13 protein-coding genes are annotated in these 16,075 nt (G+C 58.4%); 11 read left to right on the top strand and 2 right to left on the bottom strand.

The window, feature by feature from the left end; genetic code table 11:
• Positions 1–353: 353 nt before the first annotated feature.
• Entirely contained in the window at positions 354–3,251 is a 2,898-nt protein-coding gene (locus QEN43_RS09900; protein WP_317964052.1) for a hybrid sensor histidine kinase/response regulator, read from the top strand.
• Positions 3,252–4,235: 984 nt separating this feature from the next.
• The gene (locus QEN43_RS09895; protein ID WP_317964051.1) at positions 4,236–4,907 is read left to right on the top strand and encodes a VPLPA-CTERM sorting domain-containing protein; all 672 of its coding nucleotides are present in this window, start codon (positions 4,236–4,238) and stop codon (positions 4,905–4,907) included.
• Positions 4,908–5,682: 775 nt separating this feature from the next.
• Here the strand turns inward: QEN43_RS09895 and QEN43_RS09890 are convergent.
• On the bottom strand, positions 5,683–7,299 hold the full coding sequence (locus QEN43_RS09890; RefSeq protein WP_026611614.1) for an NAD+ synthase: 1,617 nt from the start codon (positions 7,297–7,299) through the stop codon (positions 5,683–5,685).
• A 137-nt stretch (positions 7,300–7,436) separates the two neighbouring features.
• Between QEN43_RS09890 and QEN43_RS09885 the strand changes: the two genes are divergently transcribed.
• The 3 genes from QEN43_RS09885 (at position 7,437) to QEN43_RS09875 (ending at position 9,458) form a co-directional block, all read left to right on the top strand.
• The gene (locus tag QEN43_RS09885) at positions 7,437–7,931 is read left to right on the top strand and encodes a BCAM0308 family protein (RefSeq protein ID WP_026611615.1); all 495 of its coding nucleotides are present in this window, start codon (positions 7,437–7,439) and stop codon (positions 7,929–7,931) included.
• A 147-nt stretch (positions 7,932–8,078) separates the two neighbouring features.
• Positions 8,079–8,633, top strand: coding sequence for an HPF/RaiA family ribosome-associated protein (locus QEN43_RS09880; RefSeq protein ID WP_026611616.1), 555 nt, complete (start codon positions 8,079–8,081; stop codon positions 8,631–8,633).
• A gap of 66 nt (positions 8,634–8,699) precedes the next feature.
• Positions 8,700–9,458, top strand: coding sequence for a BON domain-containing protein (locus QEN43_RS09875; protein WP_036269210.1), 759 nt, complete (start codon positions 8,700–8,702; stop codon positions 9,456–9,458).
• A 31-nt stretch (positions 9,459–9,489) separates the two neighbouring features.
• Here QEN43_RS09875 and thiD read toward each other — a convergent pair whose 3' ends face one another.
• Positions 9,490–10,269 carry a bifunctional hydroxymethylpyrimidine kinase/phosphomethylpyrimidine kinase gene (gene thiD / locus QEN43_RS09870; RefSeq protein ID WP_026611618.1) on the bottom strand — a complete coding sequence of 260 codons (780 nt, stop codon included), beginning with the start codon at positions 10,267–10,269 and terminating at the stop codon, positions 9,490–9,492.
• 292 nt (positions 10,270–10,561) lie between these two features.
• On the opposite strand from thiD, the gene ndk reads away from it, so the two are divergent.
• The 6 genes from ndk to bamB are packed head-to-tail and all read left to right on the top strand — an operon-like array spanning position 10,562 to position 16,066.
• Positions 10,562–10,993: a nucleoside-diphosphate kinase gene (gene ndk / locus QEN43_RS09865; RefSeq protein WP_026611619.1), complete on the top strand. Its 432-nt coding sequence runs from the start codon at positions 10,562–10,564 to the stop codon at positions 10,991–10,993.
• Positions 10,968–12,068, top strand: a complete 1,101-nt coding sequence (gene rlmN / locus QEN43_RS09860; protein WP_026611620.1) for a 23S rRNA (adenine(2503)-C(2))-methyltransferase RlmN — start codon at positions 10,968–10,970, stop codon at positions 12,066–12,068. Before ndk ends, rlmN begins: the two co-directional genes overlap by 26 nt.
• Complete coding sequence (gene pilW, locus QEN43_RS09855) at positions 12,065–12,835, top strand: type IV pilus biogenesis/stability protein PilW (protein ID WP_235726685.1); 771 nt, start codon at positions 12,065–12,067, stop codon at positions 12,833–12,835. The genes rlmN and pilW overlap by 4 nt, the downstream gene beginning before the upstream one ends.
• A 37-nt stretch (positions 12,836–12,872) precedes the next feature.
• Positions 12,873–14,141, top strand: coding sequence for a histidine--tRNA ligase (gene hisS, locus QEN43_RS09850; protein WP_036269211.1), 1,269 nt, complete (start codon positions 12,873–12,875; stop codon positions 14,139–14,141).
• A 15-nt stretch (positions 14,142–14,156) separates the two neighbouring features.
• Complete coding sequence (locus tag QEN43_RS09845) at positions 14,157–14,804, top strand: YfgM family protein (RefSeq protein ID WP_026611623.1); 648 nt, start codon at positions 14,157–14,159, stop codon at positions 14,802–14,804.
• On the top strand, positions 14,804–16,066 hold the full coding sequence (gene bamB, locus QEN43_RS09840; RefSeq protein ID WP_202901179.1) for an outer membrane protein assembly factor BamB: 1,263 nt from the start codon (positions 14,804–14,806) through the stop codon (positions 16,064–16,066). Before QEN43_RS09845 ends, bamB begins: the two co-directional genes overlap by 1 nt.
• Positions 16,067–16,075: the final 9 nt, after the last annotated feature.

Raw genomic sequence — 16,075 nt, 5'->3', positions numbered from 1 at the left:
CGGTGCCCGGAGCACAGTCGCCGGGGGCCGGCAAAGCCTCACCGATATGGGCTCTACTCTCGGCCTATCGCGTGCCGGCGAATACGGGTTTGTCGACATTCTCTGTGCCGACGTTCGGCCGTTTTCTCAGTCTATACTTTGGGCTGTTCGGCTAGATCGGTGAAGGCTGCCGTGCCGCGGAGAAAAATCTGCCCGAACGGGTCTGACCTCGGAAAGCTTGATTCGATAAGACCAACGCGGTAAAAACAACCAATTCACCGGAATGCGCCTGCCCGGAATGGAAACGGTTTCGGAAAGGATCCCTATTTCGAGCATGGCTTGCCGGAATCACGAAACATGACAGGATGATCAGCATGGGTAAGGATGACCAAATCGCAGCGGGACGGTCGGCTGTGGGTAACGATACCGCATATATCGAGCGCATCGGAGCGCTTTCCAAGACCGGTTCACCTTCGCTCGCACGCGATTCGTCTCACATCGCGGGCCGGTTGTTAAACACTGGCGTTGCTGCTGTCATTTCTAGGTCCGGGTTCCATCGGCGAGATAGGGATTACGCCCCGACCTTCGCCGCCGTCCACAACGATAGGAGGCTAAGACGACGTGCCCGCCTGCTGGTGGTCGAGAGTAGCCTTGAGATGCACGGCTATTTCAGGCGGCTATTGAGCCAGCGGTATGAGGTCGTGATCGCGACTGAAGGCGCTGCGGCGCTCGATATCCTCCTGAACGACTCCCCCGACCTCGTACTGGCAGATTTGAGGACTGTGCGGCGCGACGGCCCCATGCTCTTGCGCGCCTTGAAAGGCAACGCCAAGAAAAACCACATCCCGGTGATTCTGACAGCGCCTCGCTCCGAGGAAAAGAGCTGCAGCGAAGAATTCAAAGCCGGCGTGGACGATTATCTGATCAAGCCCATCTCCGCGCGTCAATTGCTCGCGCGTGTTTCGACCCAGCTTGAGCTTGCCCGGGTGCGCCGGGAGGCGGCTCAGGCCTTGTCGGAAAGCGAGGCGAAATACAAAACGCTGCTCGATTCGTTGGATGACGGCGTATTCGTGGCTCACGACAGCCGTTTCGTTTTCGCGAATCCCGCATTGTCTGCCTTATTGGGTTATTCGGACGAGGAGTGTATCGGATTGCCGCTGCAATCGGTGATGGCGCCTGAGGACCTTGAATCCTGGAACGAACGCTTCGGGCACAACGCTAGCGACCGGGGCTTTGATTCGCCCTGGCGGAAGGAGGCCGTTTTCCAGCATCGGGAGGGTCATCGAATTTGCGTCGAGTTCAGCGCGCGCCCTATTCATTTCAACCGCCGCCCGGCGATACTCGGTATCGTCCGTGACATTACCCGGCGCAAACAGCTCGAGGCCGCGGAAAGCCGTTTGGTTCGCATGATCGAGGCGTCGCAGGATTTCGTCGGGCTAGCCGAACCGGACGGCAAGCTGATCTACGTGAATCGCGCGGGACAGCGGATGCTCGGGTTCGAGGGCCAGAGCGGACTGGTCTCGACGGCTATCGGCGATCACCTGTCGCCGCGGATGAAGCAGCGAATCCTGGAAGAAGGCATTCCTGCGGCGCTGCGCGACGGTGCGTGGACCGGCGAGGCCGCTTTACTCGCTCGGGACGGATCGGAAATTCCGGTTTCGCAGATGATTCTGGCACATCGGGGAGCGGACGGGTCGGTGGAATACCTGTCCACCGTTTGCCGGGATATTTCCGAACGTATGCAGGCCGAGGACGCTCTCCGCGAGAGCGAGGAACGTTTCCGGCGCGTGGTGCAACAGGCGCCCATCCCGATTTTCGTCCATGCGATGGATGGCCAGATTCTCGAGATCAGTTGCGCGGTGACCGAATTGACGGGGTGGACTCACGACGATATTCCGGATGCCCGCGCGTGGTATTTGAAGGGACGCCGGATCGCCGAGGACCAGGTAGACGAGGTGCTCGCGGAAGCGCAGCGACGGTTTACCGAAGGTTCGATATCCGGGCCGGAGGAGGTTACGGTATGGACCAAGAGCGGCGAGCCGCGATACTGGTTGTTTTACGCGTCGGCTCCCATGCGCTTGCCCGACCGAAGGCCGTTCCTCGCTTCCATGGCGATCGACGTGACCGATCACCGTAAGGCCGAACAGGCGCTGCGCGAGGCGGATCGTCTGAAGGATGAATTCGTCGCCATGCTCGCCCACGAGCTTCGTAACCCGCTGGCGCCTATACGGAACGCCGTGCAGGTTCTTAGACAACCGGGGGTGAGCGATCCGGATCTGAAATGGACGCGCGATGTGATCAGCCGCCAGGTGGCTCAGATGAGTCGCCTGCTCGATGACCTGCTGGATATCTCCCGCATTACCCGCGGCACGATTGTCTTGAAAAAAACGCTGATCGAGATGTCGGCTGCGGTTGAACGGGCAGTAGAAACCAGTTTGCCGTTGATCAAGTCCCGCAGGCACAAGCTGACGGTCCGTTTGCCCCAGGAACCGGTGCGGGTTGAAGGTGATCTGACGCGACTTGTCCAGGTGATTGCCAATCTCTTGAACAATGCGGCTAAGTACACCGATGCCGGCGGCTGCATCGATCTGACCGTGGAAGCGTCTCCGAACGAAGTGCAGGTGAGGGTGCGCGATAACGGCATGGGTATTCCGGCCGAACTTTTGCCAAATATTTTCGAGCTGTTTACTCAAGGCCGCCGCTCGCTCGATCGATCCCAGGGTGGGCTAGGACTCGGGCTCGCGTTGGTACGGCGGCTGATCGAAATGCACGGAGGTCGGGTCGAGGCGCACAGTGCGGGGTCGGGCCGTGGTGCCGAGTTCATCGTTCATTTGCCGCGGGTGGCGGCTGCCCCGGCTCAGGAAGGTTCGGGTTCGGGCGGCGGCGAACTGGAATCGGGTTTCACCGGCGTTCGGGTTCTAGTCGTCGACGACAACGTCGATTCCGCGGAAAGCATGGCGTTGCTGCTCAGTCTCGACGGACACGAGGTGCGCACTGCCTTCGACGGTCCGGGTGCCCTGGCGGTCGCCCAAGAGTTCCAGCCGGAAGTCGTCTTACTCGATATCGGATTGCCAGGTATGGATGGTTACGAAGTCGCGAAACAGATGCGCAACTTACCGGGACTGCAAAAGGCCCTTATGATCGCCGTTACTGGTTATGGCCAGGCAGACGACCGGGCACGGTCGAAAGCCGCCGGATTCGACCATCATTTGGTAAAGCCGGTGGATCCGGAAATCCTGAGCGCGTTGTTGGCGACGCTGAGGTCCGGCTAAGCCGGGCAGGCCGCCATGATTTTGATGGTATTAATCAGGCCCGTAAATGCCCGTCTGGTATTCACGGGCTGCCGCCCAGGCCAGTATGCGCCCGGCTTGGGCTCATGCGGTTTGTTGCTGCATTGGAGCAACCCTGCCCGGGATTAACCCGGCCGATATTAAAGGCCGGGTTGAGTGTGACAAAGCGGTAACAAGATACTTACGAGTTTCCTCGTATTTTCGGAGAAGGAGTAAAAGCGTTTAAATGTAACTTTCAGGATTCGCCTGCTTGGATGCTTACCGGCCCGTCATGAACGTCAATTGGACTGTTCCGAAACACGGTTTTCCCGGATACGGAAACCGGCAAGTGGAAGCAGGGCGTCACGAATTTCTCGTACAGTCGAATCGTTTCCGTCTTTGGCTGCGGCTTTCGACTGGGAAACTCACCGTCGGTGAGTCCTTATCCTCAAAAATCGGGTCCTCTTCGCTCATGCGAGAGAGCCCTTTTTTATTTCAGGCCCGTAACTACCCTCCTGGTATTCACGGGCTGCCGCCCAGGCCGGTACCGTCCGGCCTGGGCTCACGCGGCTTGTTGCCGCGCTGGGGCAACCCTGCCCCCGAATTAACCCGGCGGATATTTAAAGGCCGGGTTAATAGGAACGCAGTCGGGTTTACCGGCTGCGTCTGCGACCTAGCTGCTCTGTTACGAATGGCCGCAGATGCGATTTTCGCACTCTCGGCTGAGGAAGGATCGAGACCATGTCGATAGCCTTCTGAACGTAAGTGACAACGCTCTTGACCCGGTTACGGCGGATGATCCGTGCCCGCCGGGATGGGCAGGGGATATCCAGAGCTGCCAAGGGAAAATGGCTGTCGTCCGGTTTGCGGACGAAGGCGTAACGGAAATGTTATTGCCGTCATTCGTAAATCGGGTGATGTTCAGGGAAAACAAAGTGTTGGAGGCACATTATGTTCACGCTAAAGACATTCCTTCCGCCAGCTGCCGTGCTGTCGCTGGGATTGGCATGGACACCGGTTCACGCACAGACGTCCTGGTCCAGCGAGCTCGTGGACTTCACGCTAGTCGGCGGTGACCCGGGCGCCCTCGGTGAGCCGGAGATCGTTTCTGACGACACCGGTGTCAGCCTTAATTTCAATCCGCGACCGCTCTCGTTCGATGCGTTATCCGACGGGAATGGTCAGGTCGATACCGAAATCATTGGTTTCACCCTTAGGGCCACGGCGGCGCCGAATCAGAGGATCACCGGTGTGAGCTGGAGTGAAAACGGCGTGTATCAAGTAACTGGTAATGGATCATGGGTATCGGCTTTCTCATCATTGAGAGTTGCGGATGCGCAGACGCACGAGACCATAGGCGATATCGGGGTCGATACATTTTTCGCGCAGGGCACGAACGACGGGGTCAACGGAGGTCCGTGGAATTTGAACGTCAACCAGGCTCTTGCGGCAAATCAGGTCGAAATCGAGCTGACAGTTAAAGATATTCTCGCGGCCCTTGCGCCGGAAAATGGTTTTGGCTGGATCGAAAAAGACTTCGGCGGTTTAAGAGTCGATGTCGCGCCGATTCCGTTGCCGGCGTCGGTTTGGCTCTTAGGATCGGCCTTGTTCGGTCTTATCATGATCGGCCGCCGCCGCTCCGGACGCGCTCAGGGGTAACCCGAGGTGGCTGGCTCGTTTGAACTGCACCGTTGCTACTGCCGGGCGCGTACCGGCCCTGGCAGCGGCGTAAATTGGAATGCCGTCAAGGGTGCTCTGGAGGAGGGTTGGGTGCTTCGCCAGCACATCGATTCCCCAAATGCGGAAAATGACGTACGAATTCATCCGTATTCTCGTCGAAAAGTGACTCACGGTTTAATAATCGTCACTCGGGAGCGGTCGTTGCTAAGTTCGCGACGGTACTGGGTCGGAAACGGAAGTTTCCGTTAGGATCGTAGGATATCGCGAAGGGATTTCAGGAGATCGCTTGAGATAGGGCTATCGGGACGGAACAGGATTATCCGTCGAACCCAGGAATGATTTGAAGCTTCCTTAGGGAGTAGGAACAGATCGAATCCGACTGGAATGTGGGTCACGGAACGCTGATGCGAGTGGGCCGAAGGGACTCCGCCCGGACCCGGATGTAATTTGAGAGGATGTTTTTTCGCCGTCGAAAAAAGGACGGCGACTGCGGCGCGAAGCGCTCAGGATGACAGGAGAGGGCTGGTTATGACGTTTGATGTAAGCCGAGTGCTACAGAGGCGGCTTACAAGAGCGTAAGGATCGAGTTAGAGCGTGTAAACGCAAACGGGTTTGGGATCTCCCGTTTGAAGACTTCCCCAGAAGGCAGAACACCCCCCCATCCCCCAAGCACTTCGTTCTGCCTTCTTTTTTTTGCCCTTAAGCCACCAAACCGATCTGACCGGCTCGATTCTAACTTCGTCGGATCGTTGTGCTACCGTCGATACCCGGATGTGATGGGATATCGGCGATCCCGGCCGAAAGCGCGGCGCGTGATCTTGACGCCGGGCGGGGCCTGACGGCGTTTGTACTCGTTAGAATCCACCATTCGCGTCACGCGTACAACTTCGTGCTCGGGAAATCCGGCGGCGGCGATGTCCTCCACCGATTTATCCTGTTCCACGTACATTTCAAGTATCGGATCCAAGATCGAATAGGGTGGCAGCGAATCTTCGTCTTTCTGGTTCGGTCTGAGTTCGGCGGAGGGTGCACGTTCGATCACCCGCTGCGGAATGATCGGCGAAAGACTGTTGCGGTATTCCGCCAATCGATAGACTAAGAGCTTCGGAACATCCTTCAGCGGTGCGAATCCGCCCGCCATGTCTCCGTACAGCGTGGCGTAGCCGACGCTCATTTCGCTCTTGTTGCCGGTGGTTAGAAGGATTTTCCGCTTCTTGTTGGAAAACGCCATGAGAATGATGCCCCGGCAACGCGCCTGAATATTTTCCTCGGTGGTGTCGGGAGGCATTCCGGCAAAGCTTTCCTCGAGCATGCCGAGAAAGGCGTCGAAAGCCGGCTCTATCGGGATGATGTGATATCGGCAGCCTAGGGTCTCGGCTTCGAGGCGGGCATCCTCGACGCTTATAGCCGCCGTATAGCGGGAAGGCATCAACACGCATTCAACCTGGTCGGCTCCCAGCGCATCGGTCGCAAGTACCAGGGTTAGGGCTGAGTCGATGCCGCCAGACAGACCTAGTACCGCACCTTCGAAACGGTTCTTGCTGACGTAATCACGGATGCCGGTAACCAGTGCCTTGTAAACGCTCGCGATTTCCGGTAGCGGTTCAGCGAGGTCGCTTGCGACCGGTTCCACCCTGTCGCCGCAAACAAAGTCGACGGGTAGAAGGGATTCCTCGAACTCCGGCGCACGGAAAGTCACGCTACCTTCCCGGTTCATCACGAACGATGCGCCGTCGAAGACCAGTTCGTCCTGGCCGCCTATCAAATTGACATAAACCAGAGGCACGCCAGTCAGCACCACACGCTCGCGGGCCACCGCTTCCCGTTCCTTGAGCTTGTTGGCGTGGTAGGGCGAGGCATTGATGTTCAGAATCAGCTTAGCCCCCGCTTCCGCGGCTTGCTCCACGGCACCGGGTAGCCAAAGATCCTCGCAGATGGTGATGCCCACCGGCACGCCACACAAGTCGAATACGCAGGGTTCCGATCCGGGCAAAAAATAGCGCTTCTCGTCGAAAACGCCGTAGTTGGGCAGGGCATGCTTGCGGTAGACCGCGTGAATCTTGCCTTCCCGCAGTACCGCAGCGCTGTTGTAAGGCATGCCGGCGCGGCGTTCCGGAAAACCCACGATCACGTCGATGCCGTGCACCTGACTGGCTATGTCATCGAGGGTACGTTCGGCCTGAGCCAGGAAGTCGCAGCGCAGGATGAGGTCTTCCGGCGGATAGCCCGCCAAGCACAGTTCCGGAAAAACGACGGCATGAGCCCGAAGCCGGTCACGGGCCTCGCGGGCGGCCTGAAGAATGCGATCGGCATTGCCTCTGAGGTCGCCGACGAGAAAATCGAGTTGAGCGATGGCGATACGGAGGTTCACGGTAATGGCATTCGGCTGTCTAATAGAGTGCGTCTATTTTCTCCCGAAATCGCTGCGGGAACGAGCGAAAACGGTTCACACGGTTTCGTGTTTGAAACACGAGATTCGAGGTTCGACCCTGGAAAGGAGATTTCGTCATGACACAACCCTCTAACCCAATCCATCATGATCGGCAAGACCGTTTACTCCGCGAACATGAGCACGATCCTTATAGGATGCGGGAAAAATTGCCTGAGCCCACGATGTGTCCCGAATGTCGTGTGGTGTACCAGGGCGGCCGATGGCAGTGGTCGGCGGCGTCCGCCGGAGCGAACGAAGCGCTGTGCCCGGCTTGTCAACGCGTGCGCGACAAATGTCCGGCTGGGTTTCTTACCTTGACAGGCGGGTTTTTTGCCGAGCACAAAGACGAGATTCTGAATCTGGTTCGGAATATTGAAGAGCGAGAAAAGGCGCAACACCCTTTGAAGCGCATCATGGCCGTGGAGGAGCAGAACGGCGGCATGCTGATCACGTTCACCGATCCCCAGTTGGCCAGGTCGGCAGGTCAAGCGGTTCAGCACGCGTATAAAGGCGACCTCGAGTTTTCCTATCAGGACGAGGAGTATCTTCTGCGAGTGTATTGGTCGCGCTAACAGCAGCCGCGCTTGGCCTGCGGCGGGAACGCCCGGAAGGATTGCCGGACGGCTTTGCGGAAGAACAAAAGTACGCGCTCTTACGTCGTGCTTTTCCGCTTAATGTATGGATAACTACGGGTATGGATCGGATTGAGGAGCGAAAGCATGCAACTGCCGTTACAGATTACTTTTAGGAACATGGACCCGTCCGAAGCGATGGAGAAAGCCGTTCGTGACCGTGCCGAGAAACTGGATCAGTTTTTTGAACACATCATCTCCTGCCGAGTCATGGTCGAAGCCCTTCACCGTCATCACCGGCAGGGAAATACCTACCATGTCAGAATCGACATCACGGTTCCGGGCGATGAGTTGGTGGTCAGCCGTGATCCCGGAAAGGATCACGCGCACGAGGATGCTTACGTGGCGATACGCGATGCCTTCGACGCGGCGCGCCGGCAATTGGAGGACTACGCACGGCGCGTTCGGCAGGACGTGAAGCACCATGAGGTAACGCCCCGTGGGACGATCGCTCAAATCAACCCGGAAGGCGACTATGGAATGATCGAGACCCAGGACGGACGCCTGATTTACTTCCAGAGGAGCAGCGTGGTCCGTGGCGATTTCGACAAACTGGACATCGGTGATACCGTCCGTTTCGTCGAAGAAACCGGCGATGAGGGCTCTGAGGCGGTTTCGGTCACCATAGAGGGCAAACACTAGACTGGTGAAGAGCCGCGTAGGCCTGACTGGACCGACGCCCGTGCGTCAACATATGAGGAGGGCGACATGCCGACCAATCCGTACGATGATCGAATCAAGGCCATATTGGCCGATCTGGAACACGACACCCGGATCAATCTGCACGATTACCCGATCCGGGTCGATATCGAAGACGGGGCCATCGTCTTGGAGGGCAAAGTCGGCGATATCGTAGCAAAGCGGATCGCCCATACGGTTGCGCATCGCCATGCGGACAAGTTGCCGGTTGTGGACAGGCTGCGCGTCGCCGTTCCCCCGTCCGAGAAGCAAGGCAGCTTACGCGACGAGGTGGTCAATTTGTTTCAGCAAGAACCGGTTTTCACGGAATGCGGCCTTTACGTGCGTGAGAACGATCATCTCGAGACGATTCGCGTAGGCCGAAGCGAGTGGCCGGATCACAGCGGAGGCGATTGGGGCGAGCAGCGCATCGAGATCGAGGTGAAAGACGGCGCGGTCACCTTGTCGGGCACCGTGCTCAGTCTGTCCCACCGTCGCTTGGCCGAGGTGCTCGCGTGGTGGGCGGCCGGCTGCGAATTGGTGGTCAACTTGCTGCACGTCGTGCCGCCCGAGCGGGAGACCGACGGCGAACTGGCTGATGCCGTGCTCATGGCGCTGGAAAAGGACCCTCTAGTTCACCAGTCGCAGCTTCATGTCACTGCCGAGCAGGGTACGGTGACGCTGGAAGGCTATCTCCCTAGCGAAGAAGAGAAACGCATGGCAGTCCTCGACGCCTGGTATGTCCCCGGTGTCCACGACGTGGTAGACCGGATTCAGGTCGCGGGATAACCAACGGTTTGTATGAGGTGAGGCGATTTCCTTATCGAACGGGATAAAGCCTATTCGGGAGTTTTTGGCCGGTGCCCAGTCGATACCCGTTGCTCAGAGCTTGCCAAGTAAAATCCTGAGCGTCCGACATAGCGTGTTCAATGTCCTTGCCGCTAGCCAGCAACGCGGCGATGGCGGACGCGAGGGTACAGCCGGAGCCGTGATAGCTCCCCGGCAGGCGCGGCCAACGATAGGTTTTCACACCGGATGCACGGTACAGTCGGTTGACGACGTCGTTCTCGTTCTCGTGGGCTCCGGTCAGCAGTACGTTCGGGCAGCCGAACGCGAGTAGTGTGCGGCCGCAATCGTCCAAATCCTCCATCCCGGCCAGTTTTCTGGCTTCGGGCGAATTCGGCGTCAGCACGGTCGCTCGTGGAATTAATGTCCGTCTCAAGGACTCGATCAGCATCTCGCTCGCGAGACTGGTTCCGCCTCCAGCCGCCAGGATCGGGTCCAAGACCACCGGCACGCCGGGAGCGGATTCGAGCAGCTCGTGTACCGCGTGCACGAGCTCGACGCTTCCGAGGAGGCCGATTTTGATGACCGCGGGAGGCATATCCCGAAGCACCGTCAGCGCCTGTTTCAGAAACGCCTCGGCGTTCTGCGGCAAAACTTTGTAGACGTTACGCGTATCCTGAACGGTCAGCGCCGTTATGACCGACGAGGGATAACAGCCGAGTCGGCAGACGGTTTCGATATCGGCCTGAATGCCGGCTCCGCCCGTGGGATCGTGTCCCGACAGGCACAGTACGACGGGAGGGGAGGGTTTCATCTTGGGGTACAAGCAGGATTTCGATCCCGCCAGTTTCCCATGACCGAGGGCGCTCGGCTAGACTGTACTCGATCGAGCTCGCGCGTTCGTCGGTACCTCTGCCCCGGATCGGACGCGTCGTCGTTAAAGCCCTGCATCGAGGTCCGGTCTTTCTTATCATTCGCGCCATTTTCTAGTAAAATCACAATGTTTTACCTGCCCGTATCTGGGTGGCGCATGCTTTTTACAAAACCGAGGTCGCTCGGTTTTTTTATCCATTACAACTCCAGTGAATCCGAACCAAGGAGATCCAATGGCGGTCGAACGCACCTTGTCCATCATCAAACCGGATGCCGTAGCTAAGAATGTGATCGGCGAAATTTACAGCCGTTTCGAGAAAGCAGGACTGAGAATCGTTGCGGCCAAGATGCTGCATCTTACCCGCGAGCAGGCGGAAGGGTTTTACGCCGTCCACAAGGAACGGCCATTCTTCAACGATCTGGTCAATTTCATGATTAGCGGCCCCGTGATGGTTCAGGTGCTGGAAGGCGAGAATGCCATCGCCAAGAACCGTGAGATCATGGGCGCTACCAATCCCAAGGAAGCCGCGCCCGGTACCATCCGTGCCGACTTTGCCGTCAGCATCGACGAAAACGCGGTGCACGGTTCCGACGGACCCGATACGGCGGCACAGGAAATCGCGTTTTTCTTCAAAGAGAATGAAATCTGTCCCCGTACCCGTTAGTTCCGGAGAGAAGCTGAATCTCCTCGGTTTCGATCGGAAGGCGATGGAAGCCTTCTTTGTCGAGCTCGGGGAAAAGCCGTTTCGTGCGACGCAGTTGCTGCAATGGATACATCAGCGTGGCGTCGACAATTTCGAGGCCATGACCAACCTGAGCAAGCCGCTCAGGGCTCGTCTGGCCGAGCGTTGCGAAATTCGGGGGCCGGACATTGCGGAAGTGCAGAAATCGACGGACGGCACTTGCAAATGGCTGCTGCAGCTCGATGACGGAAACCGCATCGAAACCGTTTTCATTCCCGAAGACGATCGCGGTACTTTGTGTGTATCGTCCCAAGTGGGTTGCGCCCTGGAATGCTCGTTCTGCTCTACGGCCAGGCAGGGCTTTAACCGCAATCTGAGCGCCGCCGAAATCATGGGCCAGCTCTGGGTGGCGCGGCGCGAACTCGGCGAAGAGCGGGTGACCAATGTGGTCCTCATGGGCATGGGCGAGCCGCTGCTCAATTTCAACAACGTGGTCGCCGCTACCAATCTGATGCTGGACGACTTCGCCTACGGACTCTCCAAGCGCAGGGTGACGCTCAGCACTTCGGGCATCGTTCCAGCCTTGGACAGGCTGGCCGAGGTGAGTGATATCTCCCTGGCGGTATCGCTGCACGCGCCGGACGACGAGCTGCGCAACGAATTGGTGCCGATCAACCGGAAATACCCGATCCGGGAGCTCTTGGCCGCCTGCAAGCGCTACGTCGGCCGCGAAAACCGCCGCAAGGTGACGTTCGAATACGTGATGCTCGATGGAATCAACGATACGCCCGCGCATGCCAAGGCCTTGATCCGGTTGTTGAGCCATGTTCCGTCCAAGGTCAACCTGATTCCCTTCAATCCGTTTCCGGGTTCCGGTTACCGATGCTCGAGTCCGGAAACCATACGCCGTTTCAGCGACATCTTGCACGCTGCCGGATTGATCGTCACGACACGCAAGACCCGTGGCGGCGATATCGATGCGGCCTGCGGCCAGTTGGTGGGACGGGTGAACGATCGTACACGCAGGCATTACCGGTTACAGGTTGTACAGCCATGAAACTTCGTATGCTGGTCGGTCCTTTGGTCTGCACGGCACTTGTCGCCTGTGCGGAGTTGAAAACGCACAAGAGCCGCGCCAACGATCCCTACAGTTCGCTCAGTCAGTCCGATATTTACGTCCAGAAGGGCATTCAATACATGGAAGCGGGCAATTACGAGGTAGCTCTGCAGGATCTGATGAAAGCCACCGAACTGGACGGAGAAAACAGCGAGGCCTACAACGCTCTGGCTGTGCTCTATCAGCGACTGGATCAGCCCGCCGACGCCGAACGCCGATTCAAAAAGGCCTTGTCGGTCAATCCCGAGAACTTCGGTGCCCGCAACAACTACGGCCGTTTTCTGTGCTCGCGTGGCCGCTACGCCGAAGCCATGAGCCAGTTTCAGGAGGTCATCGGTTCCAAGCTCTATAACTCGCCGTGGATTGCGCTCACCAATGCGGGCATTTGTGCCCGATCGGCGGGGCGAAAAGGGGAAGCGGAGGAGTATTTGCGCAAGGCGCTGGAGCATGATCCGCGCTTCGCCCCGGCGTTGATCGAGCTGGCCGAGCTAAGCCGCGAGACCGGTCAAAACATGTCCGCGCGTGCTTTCCTGGAACGTTACCATGCCGTGGCCAAGCCGGATCCGAGATCGCTTTGGATCGGCGTGGAAACGGAAGCCGCGCTAGGCAACTTTCAGGGAGCCCGGGATTACGCGCGAACCCTGCGTTCAAGGTTTCCGGACAGTAAAGAGGCCGCTCAGGCCAGGCGCTACGCTTCAGCCGATTGATTCCCGTTTTCAGTAACCCCACGACAAGCTTTTGACCATGGAAAAGATTCAGGCCATTCGCGGCATGCACGACATCTTGCCGGACCGCACGCCGCGCTGGCAGTACGTCGAGTCGGTGGTGCGCCGTATCATGGCAAGCTACGGCTATGAGGAAATCCGTCTGCCGTTGCTGGAGAAGACCGAGCTGTTCAAACGCTCCATCGGCGAGGTTACCGACATCGTCGAGAAAGAAATGTACACCTTCGAGGATCGCAACGGCGACTCCCTGACCCTGCGTCCCGAAGGCACGGCAGGCTGTCTGCGGGCGTGCATGGAGCATGGCCTGCTGTACAACCGGATCAACCGGCTCTGGTATTCCGGGCCGATGTTCCGCCACGAGCGTCCACAGAAGGGCCGCTACCGTCAGTTCCACCAGGTGGGCGTCGAGGTTTACGGCATCGACACACCCGATATCGACGTGGAACTGATTTTGCTGAGTTCCAGGCTGTGGCGCGAGCTCGGTATCGCCCACAAGCTGGAACTGCAGATCAATACCCTGGGAACGGCCGCAGAGCGGTTGGTGTATCGCAACAAGCTGGTGCAGTACTTCCGCACGCATTACGAAAAGCTCGACGAAGACAGCCGGAGACGGCTGGAAACCAACCCCCTCCGCATCCTGGATAGCAAGAATCCCGAAATGCGCGAGTTGATTCAGGCGGCGCCGGTGCTGGCGGACGATTTGGGTGAGGAATCCCGGAATCATTTCCAGCGCTTGAAAGAACTTCTCGACGAAGCTGGCATCTCATACGTGGTGAATCCTACCCTTGTTCGCGGGCTCGACTACTATTCGCGCACCGTTTTTGAATGGGTCACCGATGAGCTGGGCGCTCAGGGGACGGTTTGCGCGGGCGGGCGTTACGACGGGCTGATCGAACAATTGGGCGGCAAAGGTTCCGCCGCGACCGGATTCGCCTTGGGTATGGAACGCCTGATCGAGCTTCTGGAATCCCCGGAAAAGTTGGATGCCGCAGCGCGACCTCACGCTTATCTCATCCGAGTGGGCGGTGAAGCCGAGCGGCGGGGTGCCGCGTTGGCCGAGGCGTTACGCGATGCGCTGCCGAACTTGAGATTGGTGGTGAACTGCGGCGGCGGTAGTTTCAAGAGCCAGTTCAAACGGGCCGACAAGAGCGGTGCCGCTGTGGCCTTGATTCTGGGTGAAGATGAGGTGCGGGATCAGCTCATCGGCGTCAAGCATTTGCGTACCGAAGAGGGTCAGAGGACCCTAGCCCAGTCCGAACTCATTCCTTTTTTGCAAACACTCATCTAACGCGACGAGGTTCGAGTGGAAACGTATTTGACAGAAGAAGAGCGCTTAGAAGCGCTACAGCGGTGGTGGAAAGAGAATCGGCAATCGCTGGTGCTCGGTGTTCTTCTGGGTGTCGCGATCATCATTGGCTGGAACATGTGGCAAGCGAATGTGCGCAGCCAGAACGAACAGGCTTCCAATCTTTATCTTCAGATGCTGAAGGCGTCGGAAACGAAGCAGACCGAATCCGCGATCAATCTGGGCGAGCGCGTCGTCACCACTTATCCGTCGACAGCCTATGCCGATTACGCCCGGTTGCTGCTGGCCAAGCTCAGGGTCGAATCCGGCGACTTGTCCGCTGCAAAGGCCGTTTTGGAAGAAATGCTTGCCAAGACCAAGGATGACAACATCAAGCATATCGCCCGACTCCGCCTCGGCCAGGTGATGCTGGCTTCCGGGGAGACCGATCAGGCGTTGAGCATGTTGGAACCGTTGACCGTAGAGCAGATGGGCAAGTTTGCGGGGCTTTACCACGAGCTCAAAGGCGATTTGTATGCCGCTTCCAACCGGCCGGACCAAGCCCGCGCTGCCTATCAGGCGGCTAAGGCTTTCGGCGAAATCTCGCCGCTGCTGGAGCTGAAGCTCGACAATTTGCCGACCGAGTCGAAGCCGTCCGGAGCCTGATGCGCCGTCTTCTTGTCCTTGTTCTATGCGGCTCGTTTCTGACGGGTTGCAGCGGTCTCGGTGCATTGAAAGATGCGGTATCCGGTATAAGCGAATATTTCGGCAGTTCTGACAATGCCGATCCTCCCGCGGAGCTTAAGGAATTCGAGCCCACGGTCAAAATGGCGGTGCTCTGGGATGCCGATATCGGCAAAGGCTATGCTAAGCAGTATGTGAATCTCGTTCCCGCGGTCACCGAGGAAAAGATTTTCGCCGCCGATCGTAAGGGCGAGGTTCAGGCGCGTAGCCGCCTCAGCGGCGACAAGCTCTGGTCCGTGGATACCGAGTTGGCGATTTCCTCTGGGCCCGTGGCTAGCGAGAACAAAATCATACTCGGCACCAGCGATGCGGAGGTCGTGGCGCTGAACGCGGACGACGGCTCCATCCTCTGGAAGACCAACGTGTCCAGCGAGATTCTCGCCTTGCCGCGCATCAAGGGCGACACCGTAGTGGTGCGGAGTAGCGACGGACGCATCACCGCATTCGACGCGGATACTGGTGCGACGCGTTGGTATTACGACCGCTCGATACCCCCGCTCGCGATTCGTAGCCGAGGCTCGCCGACGATTGCCGGCGATGTAGTGCTGGACGGGTATGGTAGTGGGAAACTGGTCGCCTTGAACCTGACCGACGGCAAGCCGGAATGGGAGGCGACCGTGGCCTTGCCGCACGGTCGCTCCGAAATAGAACGCCTGGTCGACATGGATTCGGATCCGATCGTGAGGGGAGACACCGTCTACGTGACGGGCTATCAAGGCGGCGTAGCTGCCGTATCCTTGAGAGACGGCGACGTGCTGTGGCGGCAGACCGAACTCTTTTCTTACATGGGTATGGCGGCGGCGCGCCGCTCGCTGTTCGTAACCGATGCCAACAGCGACGTTTGGCAGTTGGACATGCGTAGCGGTGCCGATCTATGGAAGCAGGACGAGTTGCATCTCAGGCGTCTAACGGCACCCGCTCTAGTCAAGGACTATGTCGTGGTAGGTGACTTCGAGGGCTACCTCCACCTGCTTTCCCAAGAGGATGGTAGCTTGGTGGGCCGGGTGAGGGTGGACAAGAGTCCAATCGCGGCGACGCCGATCGTGTTCGACGACGTCATCTATGTGTATACGAGCGGCGGAACCCTCGCTGCTGTTTCGGTGGAAGAGTCATCCGGGTACTCGCCGGATGACCGTTTGCGATTGGACGAGTCATCCGAGAGCTCCTCGGATGACGATATGTGAGGGGAGTCG

The sequence above is a fragment of the Methylocaldum szegediense genome (assembly GCF_949769195.1).
Taxonomy (GTDB): Bacteria; Pseudomonadota; Gammaproteobacteria; order Methylococcales; family Methylococcaceae; genus Methylocaldum; species Methylocaldum szegediense.
Note: the sequence above shows the minus strand (reverse complement) of the source record. Positions and strands in the feature narration are given on the sequence as shown.

What these genes read in the sequence shown, in the direction of transcription:
- QEN43_RS09900 (WP_317964052.1), top strand. Translation starts at nt 354, where the DNA reads ATGGGTAAGGATGACCAAATCGCAGCGGGACGGTCGGCTGTGGGTAAC.
- QEN43_RS09885 (WP_026611615.1), top strand. Translation starts at nt 7,437, where the DNA reads ATGACACAACCCTCTAACCCAATCCATCATGATCGGCAAGACCGTTTA.
- QEN43_RS09880 (WP_026611616.1), top strand. Translation starts at nt 8,079, where the DNA reads ATGCAACTGCCGTTACAGATTACTTTTAGGAACATGGACCCGTCCGAA.
- QEN43_RS09875 (WP_036269210.1), top strand. Translation starts at nt 8,700, where the DNA reads ATGCCGACCAATCCGTACGATGATCGAATCAAGGCCATATTGGCCGAT.
- thiD (WP_026611618.1), bottom strand. Translation starts at nt 10,269, where the DNA reads ATGAAACCCTCCCCTCCCGTCGTACTGTGCCTGTCGGGACACGATCCC.
- ndk (WP_026611619.1), top strand. Translation starts at nt 10,562, where the DNA reads ATGGCGGTCGAACGCACCTTGTCCATCATCAAACCGGATGCCGTAGCT.
- rlmN (WP_026611620.1), top strand. Translation starts at nt 10,968, where the DNA reads ATGAAATCTGTCCCCGTACCCGTTAGTTCCGGAGAGAAGCTGAATCTC.
- pilW (WP_235726685.1), top strand. Translation starts at nt 12,065, where the DNA reads ATGAAACTTCGTATGCTGGTCGGTCCTTTGGTCTGCACGGCACTTGTC.
- hisS (WP_036269211.1), top strand. Translation starts at nt 12,873, where the DNA reads ATGGAAAAGATTCAGGCCATTCGCGGCATGCACGACATCTTGCCGGAC.
- bamB (WP_202901179.1), top strand. Translation starts at nt 14,804, where the DNA reads ATGCGCCGTCTTCTTGTCCTTGTTCTATGCGGCTCGTTTCTGACGGGT.